This is a genomic window from Saprospiraceae bacterium (genome assembly GCA_016714025.1).
In the GTDB taxonomy this organism is placed as follows: Bacteria; Bacteroidota; Bacteroidia; order Chitinophagales; family Saprospiraceae; genus Vicinibacter.
Genome location: JADJOB010000001.1, coordinates 284,138 through 301,396 on the forward strand (window position 1 = coordinate 284,138; position 17,259 = coordinate 301,396).

A 17,259-nucleotide genomic window follows, 5' to 3' on the forward strand; every position below is an offset into this window, starting at 1 on the left:
TTAAACCTGTTACTTTTTTATAAAATGCGTAGCGGATAAAATTTTTCCAGATTTATTAAAGGTTTGTAATATATATGATCCGCTTATTAAATGACTAATATCTATCGTATCATAAAAATCGCATTCAAGAACATTTTTTCCACTCCGGTCAATGATTTCGCACTTACTAATTTCCTTCGTATGTTCACCAACTACATGAATTTTATCTGTAGCAGGATTAGGATATACATTAAATAAACGTTCATTAAAATCGCGATTGGCAACCGCTACATGATAACCATGGGCCAATGCATAATCTCCCGCTATTAATTTAGTAATGCGTACAAATCCTCTTTTATCAGTTGGATTTACAATCAATTTATTATAATCAGGGTATTCTTTCCAGGGTTCTGACCAGTCTTTTCTGTAAACTAAAATCAGACTGTCTTCTGACTTATACAAGATATCGTTATCAATACTTAGCGTATCAATTCCGTTGTATTCAATGCGCCCATCGATGGCCAGCTTGCCATGATTCACGGTGTGCACTTGCCAAAAATGATTGGTAGAAATTTTATCAATATTAATTGCTTTTCGGTTGGCATCCGGTCCAACCAGGTGATGAACAATATTTATATAGCTGCTATCACTCACCTCACCTACGTTAACGGTAATTGCCGTGTAGGGCAGATTGGCAGTTCCCGTTTTATTTATTATGGTATGACTTTGCAAGCTTGCCAGATTTAATTGCTGGTCTTCATTAATTAAAACGAATGACGGACTGTAACCATCCGGTAGCAATACATTAAATCCATAAGAGTCTCCGCTTACTTTTTGTTTTATGATTTGTTTTTCCAGATTTTGATTGTACATCGTAAATGTTAGTGGGACATCCCGGTACAAATGATTGGCATGATATGATTTTTGTTTTACCTGGATGTATGCATAATGCTGCCCGTTCATATCATATACTTTAAATGAATCGACGTAAAACGTGCAGTAACCAGGATTAAAAATATAATCGTCAAAATAAGCCGTCATATCAACGCCACTGTTTCGATTTAAAAAATCTCTGAATTCATAGGCATTCATGGATTTGCCGTTCAAACTATCGAAAATCATAGTACATACATTGCGGTAACGTTCATCGCCCAAATATCCACGCATGTTGTGAATCATGGCTGCCCCTTTACGGTAAGTGGTTGTTCCATAGGTTTGGTCATAGGGCATCGGTGATAAAGGAAGAAATCCACCATCATTTTTATGTGCATTAAACAAAATATTGGAAAGATTGGATTTTACAGTTTCAATAAACTCATCTTTTCCATAAGCTTTTTCAATAAACAAATGACTTGCATATTCAGCATTACCTTCTTTAATCCACATATCGCGTGCATCATCCAGTGTAGTTACATCGCCCCACCAATGATGTCCGTATTCATGGGCATATAATTTTTCGTTTTGAATTAATGTGCCGTTTTGAATTGTACTTACCGGATAAGCCACATTGGTTGGATGTTCCATGGCACCTTGTGTGGTAGCAACAAAACCAACCCGTTCGAAACGGTAAGCACCAAACCAATATTCAAAAGCATCAATGGCCGTACCTATTTTTGCAAAATTGGTTTTCATTTTCTCAAGATCGGGTGATTTAGAAATCAACTCGATCGGAATTTTAGTATTTAAACCCTGGTGTTCACTTTTAGCCACTGCATAATTGGCTGCTGCGATTCCTGATAAATAGGTCGTGATGGGCGTATTCATCCGATAATGTCTCTTGACTTGTTTGGTACCAACGGGCTCTTCCGAAATAAATGTGCCAACGCAATACGCTGGTTTATCAGAAGTAGATGTTACGATATAGTCATAGGTAGTTCGTTCAACAAAATTGTCAAAACATGGAAACCAAACCTTTCCAAAATTGGGAGGTGTTGTGGAAAGGCCAATACCTAAATTGTAAATGTAGTCATCAACAAAATAAAATCCACCCCATACAGGATCGCGAACGGGCATCCCATGATAATACACCACAATTTCATCTTCATGATTGATAGGAAGTGCACTGCCAAAGAAAGCCGTTATAAGATCATTCGCATAATTAAAGACAATTGGTAATCCGTGATACAAAATAGAATCAACTGTTAACTGTTTTAAATCCAATTGAATCCATTGGAGTTGATCCATCTTTGTTTTAAATCGAACGGTTGTGTTTGCTGTAATGCTTTTACCTGAATAATTACTGACGTCAATGGCAATGGCATAATTTAAAATATCAAAACTATCGCTACGCAAGTTAGAATTTAACATGGCTTGCAATTCCAGCTCACTGGGCTTTGAACGATATAGCTGATGTGCACTTGCATTGTGGCAAGGAATAAAATCATCTGGCTGAGCTGCAAGTACAAAACCAAGCAAAATAAATAAACAAGAATTTAATAATGTTTTCATATATCGATTAAGTATGAATGCGTGATAAAGGTTTAACAATAAAAATAATACCTGCAAGTACTAATAAACTTGCCAACAAAAAAGAAGCTCCCGGAAAATAGATCGCATGGCTGGTATTGGTAAAATACCCAAATAAATTTGTCATGAGCAGTGGGCCGATAATCGCAGTAAAACTCATCAGGCCCATCAATCCGCCTTGTAATTCTCCTTGAGCATTTTGAGGAACTTGATTGGAGATCAATCCTTGAATTGCAGGGCCGGACAATCCACTAAAAGAAAAAGGAACTGTAATTGCAAACATGGCCCATCCGGTGGGAGCAAATGCAAATGCCAGATAGCCAAACATGGCTATGATTAAAGCAAATAAAATGGATTGTTTGTTGCCTAATTTTGGAATAATGATTCGACTCAAACCACCTTGCACAATAGCTGCCATTAAACCCACAACTGATAATGAAATGCCAATCATTTTTGCATCCCATTTAAATTTTTCAATCGTATAAAAAGACCAGGTACTTTGCAATGCGTAATGCGCAACATAAACTAAAAACAAACTCAACAAAAAGCCTTTTACAATGGGATAACTAAACAATACCCTCAGGGTACCCAGTGGATTGGCACGTTTCCAATCAAAGGTTCTTCGGTTTTCAGGTTTTAAAGATTCTGGCAAAACGAATATTCCAAAAAGCATATTCAATAATGCCAAAACAGCGGACCCAAAAAATGGGACACGCAGGCCATAATTTCCTAATAGGGCACCAATAGCAGGACCAATGATAAAACCCAATCCAAAGGCTGCGCCGATTAATCCAAAATTTTGTGCACGCTTTTCTGGTGGACTTACATCGGCAATGAAGGAACCGGCAGTTGAAAAAGAAGAACCCGTAATTCCAGCAATGATCCGACCGATAAACAACCAGGTAATGCTTGGAGCAAATCCCTGGAGTAAATAGTCCAGCCCAAAACCAAATAAAGAAAAGAGCAATACCGGCCTCCGGCCAAACCGATCGCTTAAACCTCCCATAATGGGCGCAAATAAGAACAACATTAAGGAAAATGACGAACCCATATAGCCTGCAATCCGACTGGCATCGCTCAAATGGTAACCGGAAAGCTCTTGAATCAATTGTGGCAAGACCGGAATCACAATACCCAATCCGGTAACATCAATCAAAACTGTTAAAAAAATAAAACCAAGCGCCTTGTTAAGGGATTTTTGTTCCATTGCCATTCAATCGAATAAGGTCCGCTAAGATAATGAGATTATGTAAACGCAGGGAAGGGGCTGGAGGGCTGAAGGGCTGGAAGGCTGTTGGACTGTTGGACTGTTAGGGAGGAGGGTTATTGGTATGTTGAGCATTTTTGAATTTTTGACTACTGACTACTAATTGCTGACCACTGATTTTGGGGCTGGAGGGCTGAAGGGCTGAAGGACTGAAGGGGTTGGAAGGCTGTTAGACTGCTGGACTGTTAGACTGTTAGGGAGGAGGGTTATTGGTATGTTGAGCATTTTTGAATTTTTGACTACTGACTACTAATTGCTGACCACTGATTTTGGGGCTGGAGGACTGGAGGGCTGAAGGGCTGTTGGACTGATGGACTGTTGGACTGTTAGGGAGGAGGGCTGTTAAGCTTATAAGCTGTTAAGCTTTTGAGCTTGTTAGCTTATTAGCTTATTAGCTTATTAGCTTTTGGGCATTTTTGTTGAGATCTCATTGGGTGGCAGAAAATTGCATTTAAAATTAACATTATAGCATTTCAGGATTCCAGCATTGAAAAATTGCAGCATTGCAGCATTTCAAAATTGCAGCATTGAAAAATTGCAGCTTTGCAGCATTACAGTATTGCAGCATTTCAAAATTGCAGCATTGTAACATTTCCCTAAAGACTTCTTCTCTACAGACTATTCCCCTAGAATAAATATCTTCATTTTCAAACGATCCACTACCTGCTTTCCATAAAAGTAAGGTGTGGTCTTTTGTGCATTCGAAATTAATGTTTGCCTCCGATTTGGATTGGTGGTGACCATTTGCAATCCCTCCAAAATAGCTTGTTCTTCCTTAGAACAAATTAATTGCGCGCAATCATAGCTACGAATAAATTCTGCAAGAAAAACATCGCCTGGAATATGTGCAACAATTGGAACTCCGGAAAGTAAAAAAGGCAGCATGCGTGTTGGAAAAATGGTCTGGTATTCGATATCTGAATAGGCTCCTTCAAATCCATGAGTTAATAAGCAGGCATCGTAATTTTGAAGAACGTTATCAACAAGTTCTTGATTTACATATCCCTTGTAATGAATTCCCAATTCATCTAAATCCAGATTCCATTTATATTTAAAAATTGGTTTTTGAGTTGAGGTATAAATGTCTAATTGATACAACTCCGGATATTTTGAAAGCAGCTGCAGCAAGCGGCTGGTAGCTTCCATATTGGAATGGTTGAACGTACCAATTAAAACCAATTTGTAGGGAGGATTTTGATTAAAGGATTTTTGAACGGTTCGATGGGGATATTCATTAAACGTATGAGGCAATACATCAAACTTTTCTTTCCATTGCGGATAGGTCTTGCTGTAATAGCTTTGCATCCCGGTGCTCATGGTGAATATAATTCTTGATGAATTAAAAACTGTATTCTGAATCTTCTTTGCAATCCATTTTGAAATGCCGGAACGATTTTCTACCAAGGTGTTGTGAAAATAGGAATAGAATGGAAGCTTAAAATAGGTGGCTGCAAATTTTGATGCTATCAAATAATACGGATCCGGAAAGCATGCTAATACAGCTGTTGGCTTTTGGTTTCGAATCAGTCGAATTAATTGATAGAGAACAATAGGAAACAACAACCATCGAAACAAAACAAAATACCGGTCCCCATGTCCTTTCCAATTAATTTCAGAAAAGAAATAATGGTATTTAATCTCATCATAAACAGCCGATTTTTTAAAAAACGATTTCGTGCCACCGGCTATAATAATTTCTTCCGGTTTAAATTGTTTGGCGAGTTGATGCGTGATATACGAGCTTCCTCCTGACAAGGGTGGAATAGCCCAGGAAACAATTAATAATTTAGAATCCGATGTCAATGCAATCGGGTTTTCCAGGATAATACAATTTCTTCGTTGATGGTTTCAAGGGATTTACTGATATCCCAGGATGGATAATGCATTTTCATTTTACTTAAATCTGAAATGTAACAAATGTGATCTCCTTCGCGATTTTTTTCATTATAAACATAGTTCATTTTCTTGCCGGAAATTGATTCAACGATTTCAAATGCTTCTAAAATTGAACAAGCATTTTGTCTGCCACCTCCGATATTATAAACTTCTGCTACCCGTGGGTTTTGGAAAAATTGTTCGATGAAGCGTGCGACATCAAAGGCATGAATGTTATCTCGTACTTGCTTGCCTTTATATCCAAATATCGTGTATACTTTTTCTGTTAAATTGACCTGGACGAGATAACTTAAAAAACCATGCAGTTCGACACCGCTGTGATTGGGACCCGTCAAACATCCGCCGCGCAATACGCAGGACCGCAATCCAAAATAACGGCCGTATTCCTGTACAAGAATATCGGCAGCCAGTTTGGAAGCTCCGAATAGGGAATGTTTGGATTGGTCGATGGTAAAGTCTTCGCGAATCCCTTGAAAATACGCTGGATCAGCAAAATCAAATCTGCTTTCTTTTTCTATCAAATTCAATGCATTGGGTGCATCCCCATACACTTTATTGGTTGACATATATACAAATACTACCTCCGGACAAAACCGGCGACAGGCTTCCAATAGATTGAGGCTTGCATTGGCATTGACATCAAAATCGTCAAAAACCCGGGTAGCTGCCAGGTCATGGCTGGGTTGTGCGGCCGCATGGACGATAAAATCCGGCTGAATTTGCTGGATCAGTTCCAGGACTTTTTGTCGCTCCCTAAGATCCAATTCGATGTGTTTGAAGTGTTTGCAATGGGCTTCCAATTGCTTTTGATTCCAGCGGGTATCCCCTTTGGGGCCAAAAAAATCAGCCCGCATGTTGTTATCCACCCCAAACAACTCCCAACCCATTTGGTCAAAATATCGGACCACTTCAGAGCCTATTAAACCAGAGGAACCTGTAACAAGTAATTTGGGCATAGCGAATGAAAAACTAATATATAAACTTATGAATTACAAGCGCAAAAGTATTAAATATTTTAGGAATCTTTATTACCCTAACCAGCCTTGATGAGTGACCCTTGCGCTCAAAGTTCAATAAGCTAACAGAACATTATTTCCAAAAAATAAAAAAAGCCTATGTAAAAATTTACAGGAGCTTTTGTAGTCGGGGCACCAGGATTCCATGTCCTGCATAGCAGGAGAACCTGGGGACCCTGGCGCCTTTGGCGCCATACGCTAACAGATCATTATTTTCTCCCCAAAAAAAAAGGCCTTTTGATTTCTCAAAAGACCTTTTATTGTCGGGGCACCAGGATTCGAACCTGGGACCCCCTGCTCCCAAAGCAGGTACGCTAACCGGACTGCGCTACGCCCCGAATATATTTGGCTGCAAAGAATTTAACTTCTTTTGCATTTCTGTATGAGCCCAATAACATCATTGATGTTTTATTCTTATTTGTAAAAAATACACTTTACAAACTACATTAAGAATCTTCATTCCTCCATGTTAAAATACACACCCATGCAGTTTTTGCGGAGGGGGAGGGATTCGAACCCTCGGTACCCCTTTCGAGGTACGACGGTTTAGCAAACCGTTGGTTTCAGCCACTCACCCACCTCTCCGAAACGCACCTGATTTATTTGCCGGTTTGCTAACTCCTGCTGGTCAGGCTCGTATTCAAAAGAGACATTTCCCTTTTGGGCTCGCAAAAATAGGAATTCTATTTAAATCGTTGGCTTTTCTGGATTTTCTTTTCAATATTCTCTGCTCTTTCTCTGAAAATAAGGTCAGAATCTATTAAATACTTTGCCATGTTACAGGAATAAAGCACCGTCGCATGGTCTTTTCCCCCAAAATACTCCCCAATTTGCTTCAAAGACTTCTGGGTGTATTGTTTGGTAAAATACATGGCTGTCTGCCTTGCCATCACGATTTGTCGCTGCCGGCTTTTGCCTACCAGCCTCTCAACCGGAATCTTATATTGATCACATACGATTTTGGCTATTGATTCAACGGTTAACTCCTGGTTTACCTGATTCACATAGTTTTGAACGACCTCTTTAGCCAATTCTACGTCAATTTTTTTGAAATTCAAGGATGACTCTGCTATGATCCGAATGAGCACACCTTCCAATTCGCGAATATTTGATTTGATGTTCTGACATATAAACTCCATCACATTGGATGGCAATTGGATCTGCCCCTGGTCCATCTTCGTCAATAAAATGGCCATACGGGTTTCAAAATCCGGAACGGTCAGATCTGCTGTGAGGCCCCATTTAAATCGACTGATGAGCCGCTCTTCAATATCATTTAGGTCTTTGGGGGCTCTGTCAGATGCCAATACAATCTGCTTTCCCGTTTGATGCAATTGATTGAATAAATGGAAAAATATTTCCTGCGTACCAGACTTGCCAGCAAAAAATTGAATGTCATCCAATAACAAGACATCAAGGTTATGATAGAAATTCGAAAAATCACTGACCGTGTTATTCTTGACCGAACTGATAAACTGGTTTGTAAATTTTTCAGCATTGGTATAGAGTACCGTCTTTTCAGGATATTGCTTTAATACCGCATTCCCGATTGCTTGCATCAAATGTGATTTACCTAAAGCAGCATTCCCATAAATGACCAGGGGATTAAACATATTGCCCGGTTTTTGGGAAATATGAATTCCTGCCTGCCGGGCTACCCGATTACAATTACCTTCAATAAAATTTTCAAATTGATAGGCCGGTGAAAGGTTGGTTTCAATTTTCACTTTTTTAATTCCGGGTATAACAAATGGATTGGTTATAACTCCCGGATCTTCAAAATCATGTTGCTGACTGGTTTTCGTTTTTGTAAGCAATTGGGGCTTCTGATAATCTTCCATTAAGATTTGATACTCCAATTTTCCCCGATCGCCTAACTCTTTACGAACACAGGATCTTAAAAGCGATAAAAAATGAGATTCAATCCAATCATAAAAAAATTTATTAGGTACCTGAATGGTCAAGGATTGATCAACCAACTTAACAGGAACAATGGGTTCAAACCACTTTCTAAAATTTTCCTTAGGCACAGAATTCCGAATTAAATTCAGAATGTTATTCCAGACAATAACAGGATCACTGATACTATGCACTACGATTGGTTCCAAAGTAAAATTTAAATCGATTTTTGGGATGGACTCTAATTTACTTTAAAAGGATTGCAAAATTGCAAAAAATAAATGGACTTGATTCAAATCTTTCAATTTTTTTTATCACAATAAGCATCTGATAATCAAAAACTTGTAACATATTAATAAAACATATATATAAAAAATTACTAGTCAGCTGGATGAATCGGAAAGGGCGGATGTTTAATCCATTAAACAATTTGAAATTCCAGCTCGATTTAAAAACTGTTTCATTCCCTCCCTTTTATTCACATCCAATTCATAATGAATGTTGTGTTTAAAATAGGATTCCAGAATTTGTGAATTGTATTCCTCTTTTTTATAAATCAATTGATCAATGGATGCAATACTCTTTTTAAAAGCTTCATTCAAAATATTTTGTTGCTCTTTGGAAATTTGTTTGGTAGCGACCCAAACTGCAAACACAAAAGGCAATCCGGTTAAAGCATACCAGATTTCACCTAAATCATATTCAAAGGCATACCTCCCTTCCAGTTCAAATGCAGCATCCCCTATTTTTAATTTTGCAAATTGTGCATTTGACAATTCATCGGATTCCTTAATTAATTTTATGGAAGAATTTTTCCAATAATCTCTAAGTAGAATTCTTAATAATTCATTAGAAGTCCTGGAAGCAGAATCTAATACAATAGAATCAATGGACTCAATGGATTGATTTGAAAATAATTTAACCGTTCGAACCGGCCCAACGCAGGCAATGCAATAGTCTGAAATTAAATACAGTTTTTCAAAATCTGAAATGGCTCCAATTGGCAATAAAGCCAAATCTACAGCTCCTGTTTTTAATAAATTAGCACAATTAGCAGGAACAGCCTTTATATAATTGAGTTGATTTTTTTTAAACAAGATTTCTAAAGCATCTGTAAATGGCAAAGCATTCAGATACTCAACACAAGCTACTTTCAACGTTCGATACTTTTAGATAAATGATTGCAATCATTTTCTAAAATGATTTGCCAATCGTCGTTATTGAATTCTGCAACATACAAACCCGTATTGCTGTGGTAAACCAACTCCATATGCATGAGTTCTTGCTTTTTTAAAAGGCAAATCATTGCACGCAAAGTCCTTCCATGCGTACAAATTAATGCATTCTTAAAATCCAGAGCATGAACCTCATCTAAAAAGGACTGAAGTCGTAAACTCAACTCCCATGCACTTTCACCACCCTGTGCAGCATCAGAATAATTTCCATTGGACCAGGAATTTATAATTCGATAATATTTTTCCATTAATTCAGGATCTCCTGCTTTCCCTTCATGTTCTCCCCAACCAATTTCATCCAATCTGCTGTCCCGAAGGATTGGCCTGTCTGACGAATCAAAATGTTGGATGGTTTGGTAACTTCTTTGTTGGCTTGAGCAACGGATATGATCAAACTCAATATTTTTATACTGTTGGTAAAACGCTTTCGACTGATGCAAACCCGTTTCATTCAATGTTGAATTAATGCCTCTGCCTTGTACAATACCATTCCTGTTTTGATCTGTTTCACCATGGCGAAGAATAAACATTTTTCTAGTATGCATACTACACTACTGGCAAATTGTAAAAATTATACGTATTGGTATTCACTAATTCTCCTTCCTGATATTCTTTAATGATATTATATACTGAATCCCGTTCTACGGCTGTACGTCCAACTTGTTGAATCAATTGCACCAACTCCCCGGTACTCATAGCAGGGTTGAGTTCTTCTGATCCCGCCATCGAATAAATTTTAGTGGTATCATCAATGGTTCCATCCAAATCATCGACACCAAAAGATAAACTGAGCTGTGCATTTGTCCGTCCCAACATAGGCCAATAGGCTTTAATGTGCTCAAAATTGTCAAGATAAATTCTGGACACAGCATAATTTCTTAAGTCCTCCAAAATACTTACTTCAGGCAAATACGACATTTCATTATCCTTATTTCTGAATTTTAAAGGAATAAATGTTTGAAAACCTCCCGTTTTATCTTGCAATACGCGCAATCGCTCCAAATGATCGATCCGGTGGGCATAGGTTTCAAGGTGCCCGTATAATATCGTAGCATTTGATTTTTTACCAAGGCCATGCCAGATTTCATGAATTCGCAGCCATTCCTCCGAACTGCATTTTCCACCTGCTATCTTTTCACGGAGTGTTTCATCAAATATTTCTGCACCCCCACCTGGCAAGGAATCCAAACCTGCTTGAAGCATGCGCTCCATACCCTCTTCATAAGAAAGCTTCGCTTTCTTGAATATGTAATGAAACTCAACCGGGGTAAGTGCTTTAATATGTAAATCAGGTCTGTGAGTCTTAATCTCCTTAAAAAGATTCAGGTAAAAGTCTACATCATATTTTGGTAAAACACCTCCAACGATATGAACTTCTGTAACAGGTTTATCGTCAAACGATTTTACAATGTCCATGATTTGTTCATGGGTGTACTCCCAACCTTCATCCCTCTTTTTTATCAAACGCGAATAGGAACAAAAAGAGCAGGTATAGACACAGACATTGGTCGGTTCTATATGAAAATTACGGTTAAAAAAACTTTTATCACCATGCTTGTTCTCCCGAATGTAATTTGCTAAATAGGCCAATTCAGAAAGACTGGCATGCTCAAACAGATACAAGCCCTCTTCAGCTGTTATGCGTTCCGAATTTAAAACTTTAGACTGAATTCCACGAATTAAATCATTAGAATTCAACAAAATATCACTTTCTTCCCATAAAGTCATGCGTTCACTAATTTAATCCTATAAATGTAACAAGAATATTCCCATCGTGTTTAATATGAAAACTATTTTGAGGAATTTGAAAACTTATGCAATTAAGCTTGCATTCCTCTAATTAAAATATCGGATGTAAATGTGCTGTTTATTAAAATGTCAATCCATTAGAAGTGAAGGCTTAAAGGTTCACTGGATTTAATTAGCTGCCTTAAAATCATAGGCTCCGGTTTCATTTTATAGATAACTTTGTGACATGCTATCCGTATTAATTCCAGTTTACAATTATGATGTGCGAAATTTAGTACGGCAAGTTATTGAACAATGTCAACAATGTCAGATACCATTTGAACTCATTATATTAAATGATGCATCAGATCAATCATATCACCATATTTTTGAGGAATTAAAATCAGTATCCAAGGTAAAATTTTTTGAAAATTCAAAAAACTGTGGCCGCGCTGCATCCAGAAATCGCCTGGGTAACTTAGCACAATTTGACTGGTTGCTATTTTTAGATTGCGACGTACAATTAATCCATTCCAATTTTATTCAAACGTATTTAAATGCCATTAAATTAGGGAAGCAATCTGTTTATTATGGATCATGTTGTTATGATAAATTTCCACCACAAAAAGATCAATTAAAATTGCATTGGAAATATGGAAAGTTAAGAGAAAATCCACCGATTTCAAAACGAATCGCACATCCCTACCAAACGTTTCATACGGTAAATTTTATTACACACCGAAGCATTTTATTAAAACATCCCTTTGATGAAAGCCTTAGTGTTTATGGGCATGAAGACAGCCTTTGGGCAAGAACGCTTCAGGAACATGTCATCGAAATTGTGCAAATTGAAAATGAAGTTTTACACTTGGGCCTCTATAGCTCGAGAATATTTTTACGAAAAACCGCAAGTGCTGTAAAAAATTTATTGCTATTAGAATTCCACCATAAAAAACTGAATACAAAACTTGAATCCACGGTTAAAAAGATTCAATCCTTCTTACCAGGCTGGTTGGTTTTTAAATTGTATAAAAGCATTGAGCGAAAACTCGTTCGAAACCTTTTAAGCAACAATCCAAAAATGATATATTTAGATATATATAAATTAGGACTCTATCTCAGATTTAAAAATAAATTAACCCGGCAATTCTAAAACGGATTCTGTTAATAATTTAATTAGGAATTGCAATGATTTCGTTAACTTGCCTTTGAATTTTAACAAAATTCCCAATTTCAGACAAGTTTAAATGAAAGCTCACTACATATTAAAGTTATCTCTAATTTATTATAGCTTCTTTTTCAGTATTTCTGGAAATATTTTTGCACAAACAGTCCTAAACGGAAAATTGACAGATGCAAAAACAGGTGAAGCTTTAATTGGAGCCAGCGTACTGATAAAAGGAACCACTCAAGGAACCACCACGGATTTTGATGGTGATTTTGTATTAAAAACGAACCTCAGTCTTCCCCTTGTTTTGGAATTCAGATACAGCGGCTATGCTACCAAAGAGTTAAATTATACAGAAGCAGGAAAAAAAATCAACATGCAATTGGAGGTTGAATCCATTTTAATTGATGTTGTTGAAGTGAGTGGTCAAAGAATTAGTGACAAACAAAAATCTTCCCCGCTTACTGTTGAATCCATGGATTTAATTGCAATTAAAGAAACTCCTTCGGCCAATTTTTATGATGGACTTGGCTCTTTAAAAGATGTGGATCTGACTGCAGCCAGTCTGGGTTTTAAAGTGGTAAATACCAGAGGGTTTAACAGCACCAGTCCGGTAAGGTCTTTGCAAATTATTGATGGGGTTGATAATCAGGCACCTGGTTTAAACTTTTCTTTAGGTAATTTCCTTGGCTGCTCTGAATTGGATGTCTTAAAAGTTGATTTAATTGTTGGAGCCAGTTCAGCATTTTATGGGCCCAATGCTTTTAATGGTGTTATTAAAATGGAAACCAAGAGTCCGTTTTATCACAAAGGACTGTCGGCTATGATAAAAACCGGTGAACGAAATTTAGTTGAAACCGGAATTCGCTATGCCGATGTAATTAAAAATAAATCTGGAAATGATTTAATTGGTTTCAAAGCCAATTTCTTTTTCATGAAAGCATACGATTGGGTTGCAAATAATTTCAATCCGGTTGATAATATTAAAAAAGATTCTATCTTTTATCTCAACAACATTCCGAATCCGGGCAGATGGGATGCAGTAAATATTTATGGAGATGAATATTATTCATTAAATGACCTAACCAGCAACAATACCTTAACAGGAACTGAATCCAACTATTGGACTAATCCGGGATTGCGTAGCTTTTATCGCACAGGATACAAAGAAGAAGATCTGGTTGATTACAATACAAAAAATTACAAAGGCAATGCCGCAGTGCATGTGCGCTTAAATCCAAAAAACAAATTCAATTCTCCTGAATTAATTATTGCCAGTTGCTTTGGCAGCGGCACTACCGTGTATCAGGGAGACAATCGTTTTTCACTTAAGAATATATTGTTCTATCAAAATCGGATAGAAATACAAAAAACAAACAAATACTTTTTAAGGGCTTATTCAACCAATGAAAACGCAGGAGATTCTTACGATCCCTATTTTACTGCCATTCGCTTATTGGATTATACTAAAAACAATGAAATCTGGGCTAATAATTACAGAACCTTTTGGTTGTTAAACAACAACTCACCTTCAAAAATGTGGGCACTCGGTTATCCAAAAGTGATATTTAATCCAAATACCGGAATGGGTGAATTTGATTTTAATGCTGCGAAAAAATGGTTGGTCGATTATGCGGATACCTTGCGCAATTGGCACAGTCTTGCAGAAGATTTTGCCAATAAGAAAAGCTTAAATCCTTCTGAACAAACGATTGATTTTCTAACACCAGGCACCCGGGCATTTGATTCTCTTTTTAATATTATTACTTCAGGCAAATCAAATTCCATTGAAAAGGGAACCCGGTTTTATGACCAATCTGCTTTATACCATGTCCAGGGAGAATACACTTTTGAACCATTCTTTTTAGAAAATTTAATTGTAGGTGGAAACATGCGCTGGTATAGTCCCAATTCAGATGGTACCATTTTTACAGATTCCATGGGACGGAAAATTCGAAATTTTGAATTTGGTTTGTATTCGGGAATCAATAAAAAATTGTTCGATAATAAATTAAATGTAAATCTTGCATTGCGTGTTGATAAAAATGAAAATTTTGATCTTATCTCTTCCCCTGCAGCTTCTTTAGTCTATAAGCCTAAAGAAAATACATACCTGCGGGCTTCCTTTTCATCTGCAGTTCGAAATCCAACTTTAACTGACCAATATTTGCATTTGAATGTGGGACGAGCCATCCTTTCAGGAAACCTTTCCGGATTTGATAGCTTGATAACGGTTGAATCTTTTGTAAATTATCTTGGAAACCGGGCAACACCTATAGAGTATATCCGAAAAGACTCCATAAATCCACCTTTTGTAGATCCAATTCGTCCGGAACGTGTAAAAACATTTGAATTAGGAATTCGAACCAGTTTGTTTAACTCCACGTTTATTGACTTAGGATATTACTTTAGTACGTACAAAGATTTTATTGGCTATAATATTGGAATCAAATCCAGATTTGATCCTGTTACCGGATTTCCAAAAGATCCTCAAGCTTATAGAGTATCTGCCAATTCAATCAATACAGTACAAACACAAGGATTTTCAGCCGGGATTAATTATTATTTTTCTGACTTCTTTGCATTGAGTGGAAATTATTCCTACAATAAACTGATTAAAACGAATGAAGAAGATCCTATAATTCCTGCTTTCAATACTCCTGAAAACAAATACAATCTTGGTTTTTCAGGCAGGGATATTTATTTTTCTTTTTTTGGTGGAACCATCAGGAATATTGGATTTAATATTAATTATAAATGGGTGCAGGATTTTATTTTTGAAGGCTCACCACAATTCACCGGTTATCTACCTGCATACGGATTAATGGATGCACAAATCAATTGGAGGAGTTCAAAATGGAATACCACTTTTAAACTTGGTGCTTCAAATTTATTAAACAACGAACATTATGAAGCCTATGGCGGACCATCTATTGGCCGCTTAAGTTACTTTACGATCTTATATGAATGGAAGAAAAAATAATCATTGTTAATAAAAATTAATTTTATATGAAAAAAACTTTACTCTTTTGTTTTCTTTTACTTAACCTGACTTTGTTATTCGGACAAAATCAAAGATATCTTGATCAGATATACAGTGAAGTAAAAGTTGACACAAACATTGTTTATGGTGTGAATGCAACTATTTTAACCGTTGCAGATCCACGTTTTAAACAAGCAATGCCACAGCCTCTGATGATGGACATATACAGTCCGGTTGGAGATAATCTGGCTACACGTCCATTGATTCTTTATTATCACACTGGAAACTTTTTACCTTATCCACAAAATGGAAGTGTAAGTGGTACAAGACGCGATTCAACCTGTGTTGAAATTTGTACACAATTAGCTAAAATGGGATATGTTGTTGCATCCGTTGACTATCGTCTTGGATGGGATCCTGTAAATACCAGCAAAGACGTTCGTGTATATACCTTAATCAATGCTGCATACCGCGGTGTTCAGGATGGACATACCTGCATACGATTCTTTAAAAGAGATGTAACTGAATTTGGTAATCGTTTTGGTGTTGATACTTCCCGTATCACAATATGGGGACAGGGAACCGGCGGTTATGTCGCTGCTAACTTAGGTGCATTAGACAGTTATGGAAAAATTCCAACTGCTTCAAATGGTAAATTTTTAATCAACACACCCGTCGGAATTCTTCCAATGGTTATTGAAGCAATCAATGGAAATTTAACGGGTACCACGGTAGGTACGGTTCCTCCAGGATTTGGTGCCTTATTGGGTGTTCCAGATGGCGACACCTTATGCTATCCAAACCATGTTGGATACCAATCCGGATTCCAACTTGGAGTTAACATGGGTGGAGCTGTAGGCGATTCTGCCTGGATTGATCCAGGTCAACCACCGGTTATTTCTATGCACAGTACAACCGACCCATTTGCACCTTACAAAGAAGGTCTTGTGTTAGTTCCAGTAACTCCACCTCTTGAAGTAGTTCCGGTTCAAGGAAGTTACCTCATTCAATATTTGAATACAGCATTTGGTAACAACGAAGTTTTTAGTACGAAGTCGAAATTATTTAACGACCCATATACATTGGCTGCTAATCAATTAAACGATGGATTGGATGGTCTGTATCCATTAGTTAGAGAAAGTCCATATGATTCAAGTCCTTGGGATTATTGGGATCCAGCAACAAACATCAATCATGCCAGAGGCTTGCAAACGAATCCAGATATGTCAAAAGCTAAAGCACTTCGCTTTATTGATACCTTAATCAATTATGTAAAGCCTAGAGCTTGTTTGGCATTGGGTCTCAATTGTGATCTTAGCAGATATACAGGAATTACGAATCTGGATCCGTCTACAGTTGGTTTAGATGTTGTACCTAATCCTGCACAAGATCAAATTGTAGTAAAAACAGATGCTGCTTTTCCAATTCAATCTATTACCATATTAGATTTAAACGGACGCGTTTATAACACCATTTCAAAAATTAATTCAAACAGTGTTACAATCAATCGCGATGAACTTAAATCTGGTATTTACTTTTTGAAAATTCATTTCAACAAAGGAGAGAGTTTTTCAAAAGTTGTGTTTAAGTAAAAAAAATAAATAATTATTTTAAAGGGTTGC

General features: G+C 37.1%; 11 protein-coding genes and 2 tRNA genes. 3 read left to right on the top strand and 10 right to left on the bottom strand.

Going from position 1 to position 17,259, the window contains the following annotated elements; genetic code table 11:
* Positions 1 to 9 precede the first annotated feature (9 nt).
* From IPJ80_01160 to IPJ80_01205, 10 genes are all read right to left on the bottom strand, one after another.
* Complete coding sequence (locus tag IPJ80_01160) at positions 10 to 2,427, bottom strand: T9SS type A sorting domain-containing protein (GenBank protein ID MBK7912092.1); 2,418 nt, start codon at positions 2,425 to 2,427, stop codon at positions 10 to 12.
* 7 nt (positions 2,428 to 2,434) lie between these two features.
* On the bottom strand, positions 2,435 to 3,658 hold the full coding sequence (locus tag IPJ80_01165) for a TCR/Tet family MFS transporter (GenBank protein MBK7912093.1): 1,224 nt from the start codon (positions 3,656 to 3,658) through the stop codon (positions 2,435 to 2,437).
* A 672-nt stretch (positions 3,659 to 4,330) separates the two neighbouring features.
* Complete coding sequence (locus tag IPJ80_01170; GenBank protein ID MBK7912094.1) at positions 4,331 to 5,515, bottom strand: hypothetical protein; 1,185 nt, start codon at positions 5,513 to 5,515, stop codon at positions 4,331 to 4,333.
* Positions 5,512 to 6,564: an NAD-dependent epimerase/dehydratase family protein gene (locus IPJ80_01175; protein ID MBK7912095.1), complete on the bottom strand. Its 1,053-nt coding sequence runs from the start codon at positions 6,562 to 6,564 to the stop codon at positions 5,512 to 5,514. Before IPJ80_01175 ends, IPJ80_01170 begins: the two co-directional genes overlap by 4 nt.
* Before the next feature lie 323 nt (positions 6,565 to 6,887).
* A tRNA-Pro gene (locus tag IPJ80_01180) sits at positions 6,888 to 6,962 on the bottom strand.
* 158 nt (positions 6,963 to 7,120) lie between these two features.
* Positions 7,121 to 7,209, bottom strand: a tRNA-Ser gene (locus IPJ80_01185).
* 98 nt (positions 7,210 to 7,307) lie between these two features.
* The gene (dnaA, locus tag IPJ80_01190; GenBank protein ID MBK7912096.1) at positions 7,308 to 8,708 is read right to left on the bottom strand and encodes a chromosomal replication initiator protein DnaA; all 1,401 of its coding nucleotides are present in this window, start codon (positions 8,706 to 8,708) and stop codon (positions 7,308 to 7,310) included.
* A 228-nt stretch (positions 8,709 to 8,936) separates the two neighbouring features.
* Positions 8,937 to 9,680, bottom strand: a complete 744-nt coding sequence (locus IPJ80_01195; protein ID MBK7912097.1) for a menaquinone biosynthesis protein — start codon at positions 9,678 to 9,680, stop codon at positions 8,937 to 8,939.
* Positions 9,677 to 10,303: a histidine phosphatase family protein gene (locus IPJ80_01200; protein MBK7912098.1), complete on the bottom strand. Its 627-nt coding sequence runs from the start codon at positions 10,301 to 10,303 to the stop codon at positions 9,677 to 9,679. The genes IPJ80_01195 and IPJ80_01200 overlap by 4 nt, the downstream gene beginning before the upstream one ends.
* A gap of 1 nt (position 10,304) precedes the next feature.
* The gene (locus tag IPJ80_01205) at positions 10,305 to 11,486 is read right to left on the bottom strand and encodes a CofH family radical SAM protein (GenBank protein MBK7912099.1); all 1,182 of its coding nucleotides are present in this window, start codon (positions 11,484 to 11,486) and stop codon (positions 10,305 to 10,307) included.
* 247 nt (positions 11,487 to 11,733) lie between these two features.
* On the opposite strand from IPJ80_01205, the gene IPJ80_01210 reads away from it, so the two are divergent.
* From IPJ80_01210 to IPJ80_01220, 3 genes are all read left to right on the top strand, one after another.
* Positions 11,734 to 12,639, top strand: coding sequence for a glycosyltransferase (locus tag IPJ80_01210; GenBank protein MBK7912100.1), 906 nt, complete (start codon positions 11,734 to 11,736; stop codon positions 12,637 to 12,639).
* 94 nt (positions 12,640 to 12,733) lie between these two features.
* Positions 12,734 to 15,637, top strand: coding sequence for a TonB-dependent receptor (locus IPJ80_01215; protein ID MBK7912101.1), 2,904 nt, complete (start codon positions 12,734 to 12,736; stop codon positions 15,635 to 15,637).
* Positions 15,638 to 15,663: 26 nt separating this feature from the next.
* Positions 15,664 to 17,229: a T9SS type A sorting domain-containing protein gene (locus IPJ80_01220; GenBank protein ID MBK7912102.1), complete on the top strand. Its 1,566-nt coding sequence runs from the start codon at positions 15,664 to 15,666 to the stop codon at positions 17,227 to 17,229.
* Positions 17,230 to 17,259: the final 30 nt, after the last annotated feature.

Excerpts from the sequence above, each read along its gene's own strand:
- IPJ80_01175 (MBK7912095.1), bottom strand. The coding sequence starts at position 6,564 with ATGCCCAAATTACTTGTTACAGGTTCCTCTGGTTTAATAGGCTCTGAA.
- IPJ80_01210 (MBK7912100.1), top strand. The coding sequence starts at position 11,734 with ATGCTATCCGTATTAATTCCAGTTTACAATTATGATGTGCGAAATTTA.
- IPJ80_01200 (MBK7912098.1), bottom strand. The coding sequence starts at position 10,303 with ATGCATACTAGAAAAATGTTTATTCTTCGCCATGGTGAAACAGATCAA.
- IPJ80_01165 (MBK7912093.1), bottom strand. The coding sequence starts at position 3,658 with ATGGCAATGGAACAAAAATCCCTTAACAAGGCGCTTGGTTTTATTTTT.
- IPJ80_01205 (MBK7912099.1), bottom strand. The coding sequence starts at position 11,486 with ATGACTTTATGGGAAGAAAGTGATATTTTGTTGAATTCTAATGATTTA.
- IPJ80_01160 (MBK7912092.1), bottom strand. The coding sequence starts at position 2,427 with ATGAAAACATTATTAAATTCTTGTTTATTTATTTTGCTTGGTTTTGTA.
- IPJ80_01215 (MBK7912101.1), top strand. The coding sequence starts at position 12,734 with ATGAAAGCTCACTACATATTAAAGTTATCTCTAATTTATTATAGCTTC.
- IPJ80_01220 (MBK7912102.1), top strand. The coding sequence starts at position 15,664 with ATGAAAAAAACTTTACTCTTTTGTTTTCTTTTACTTAACCTGACTTTG.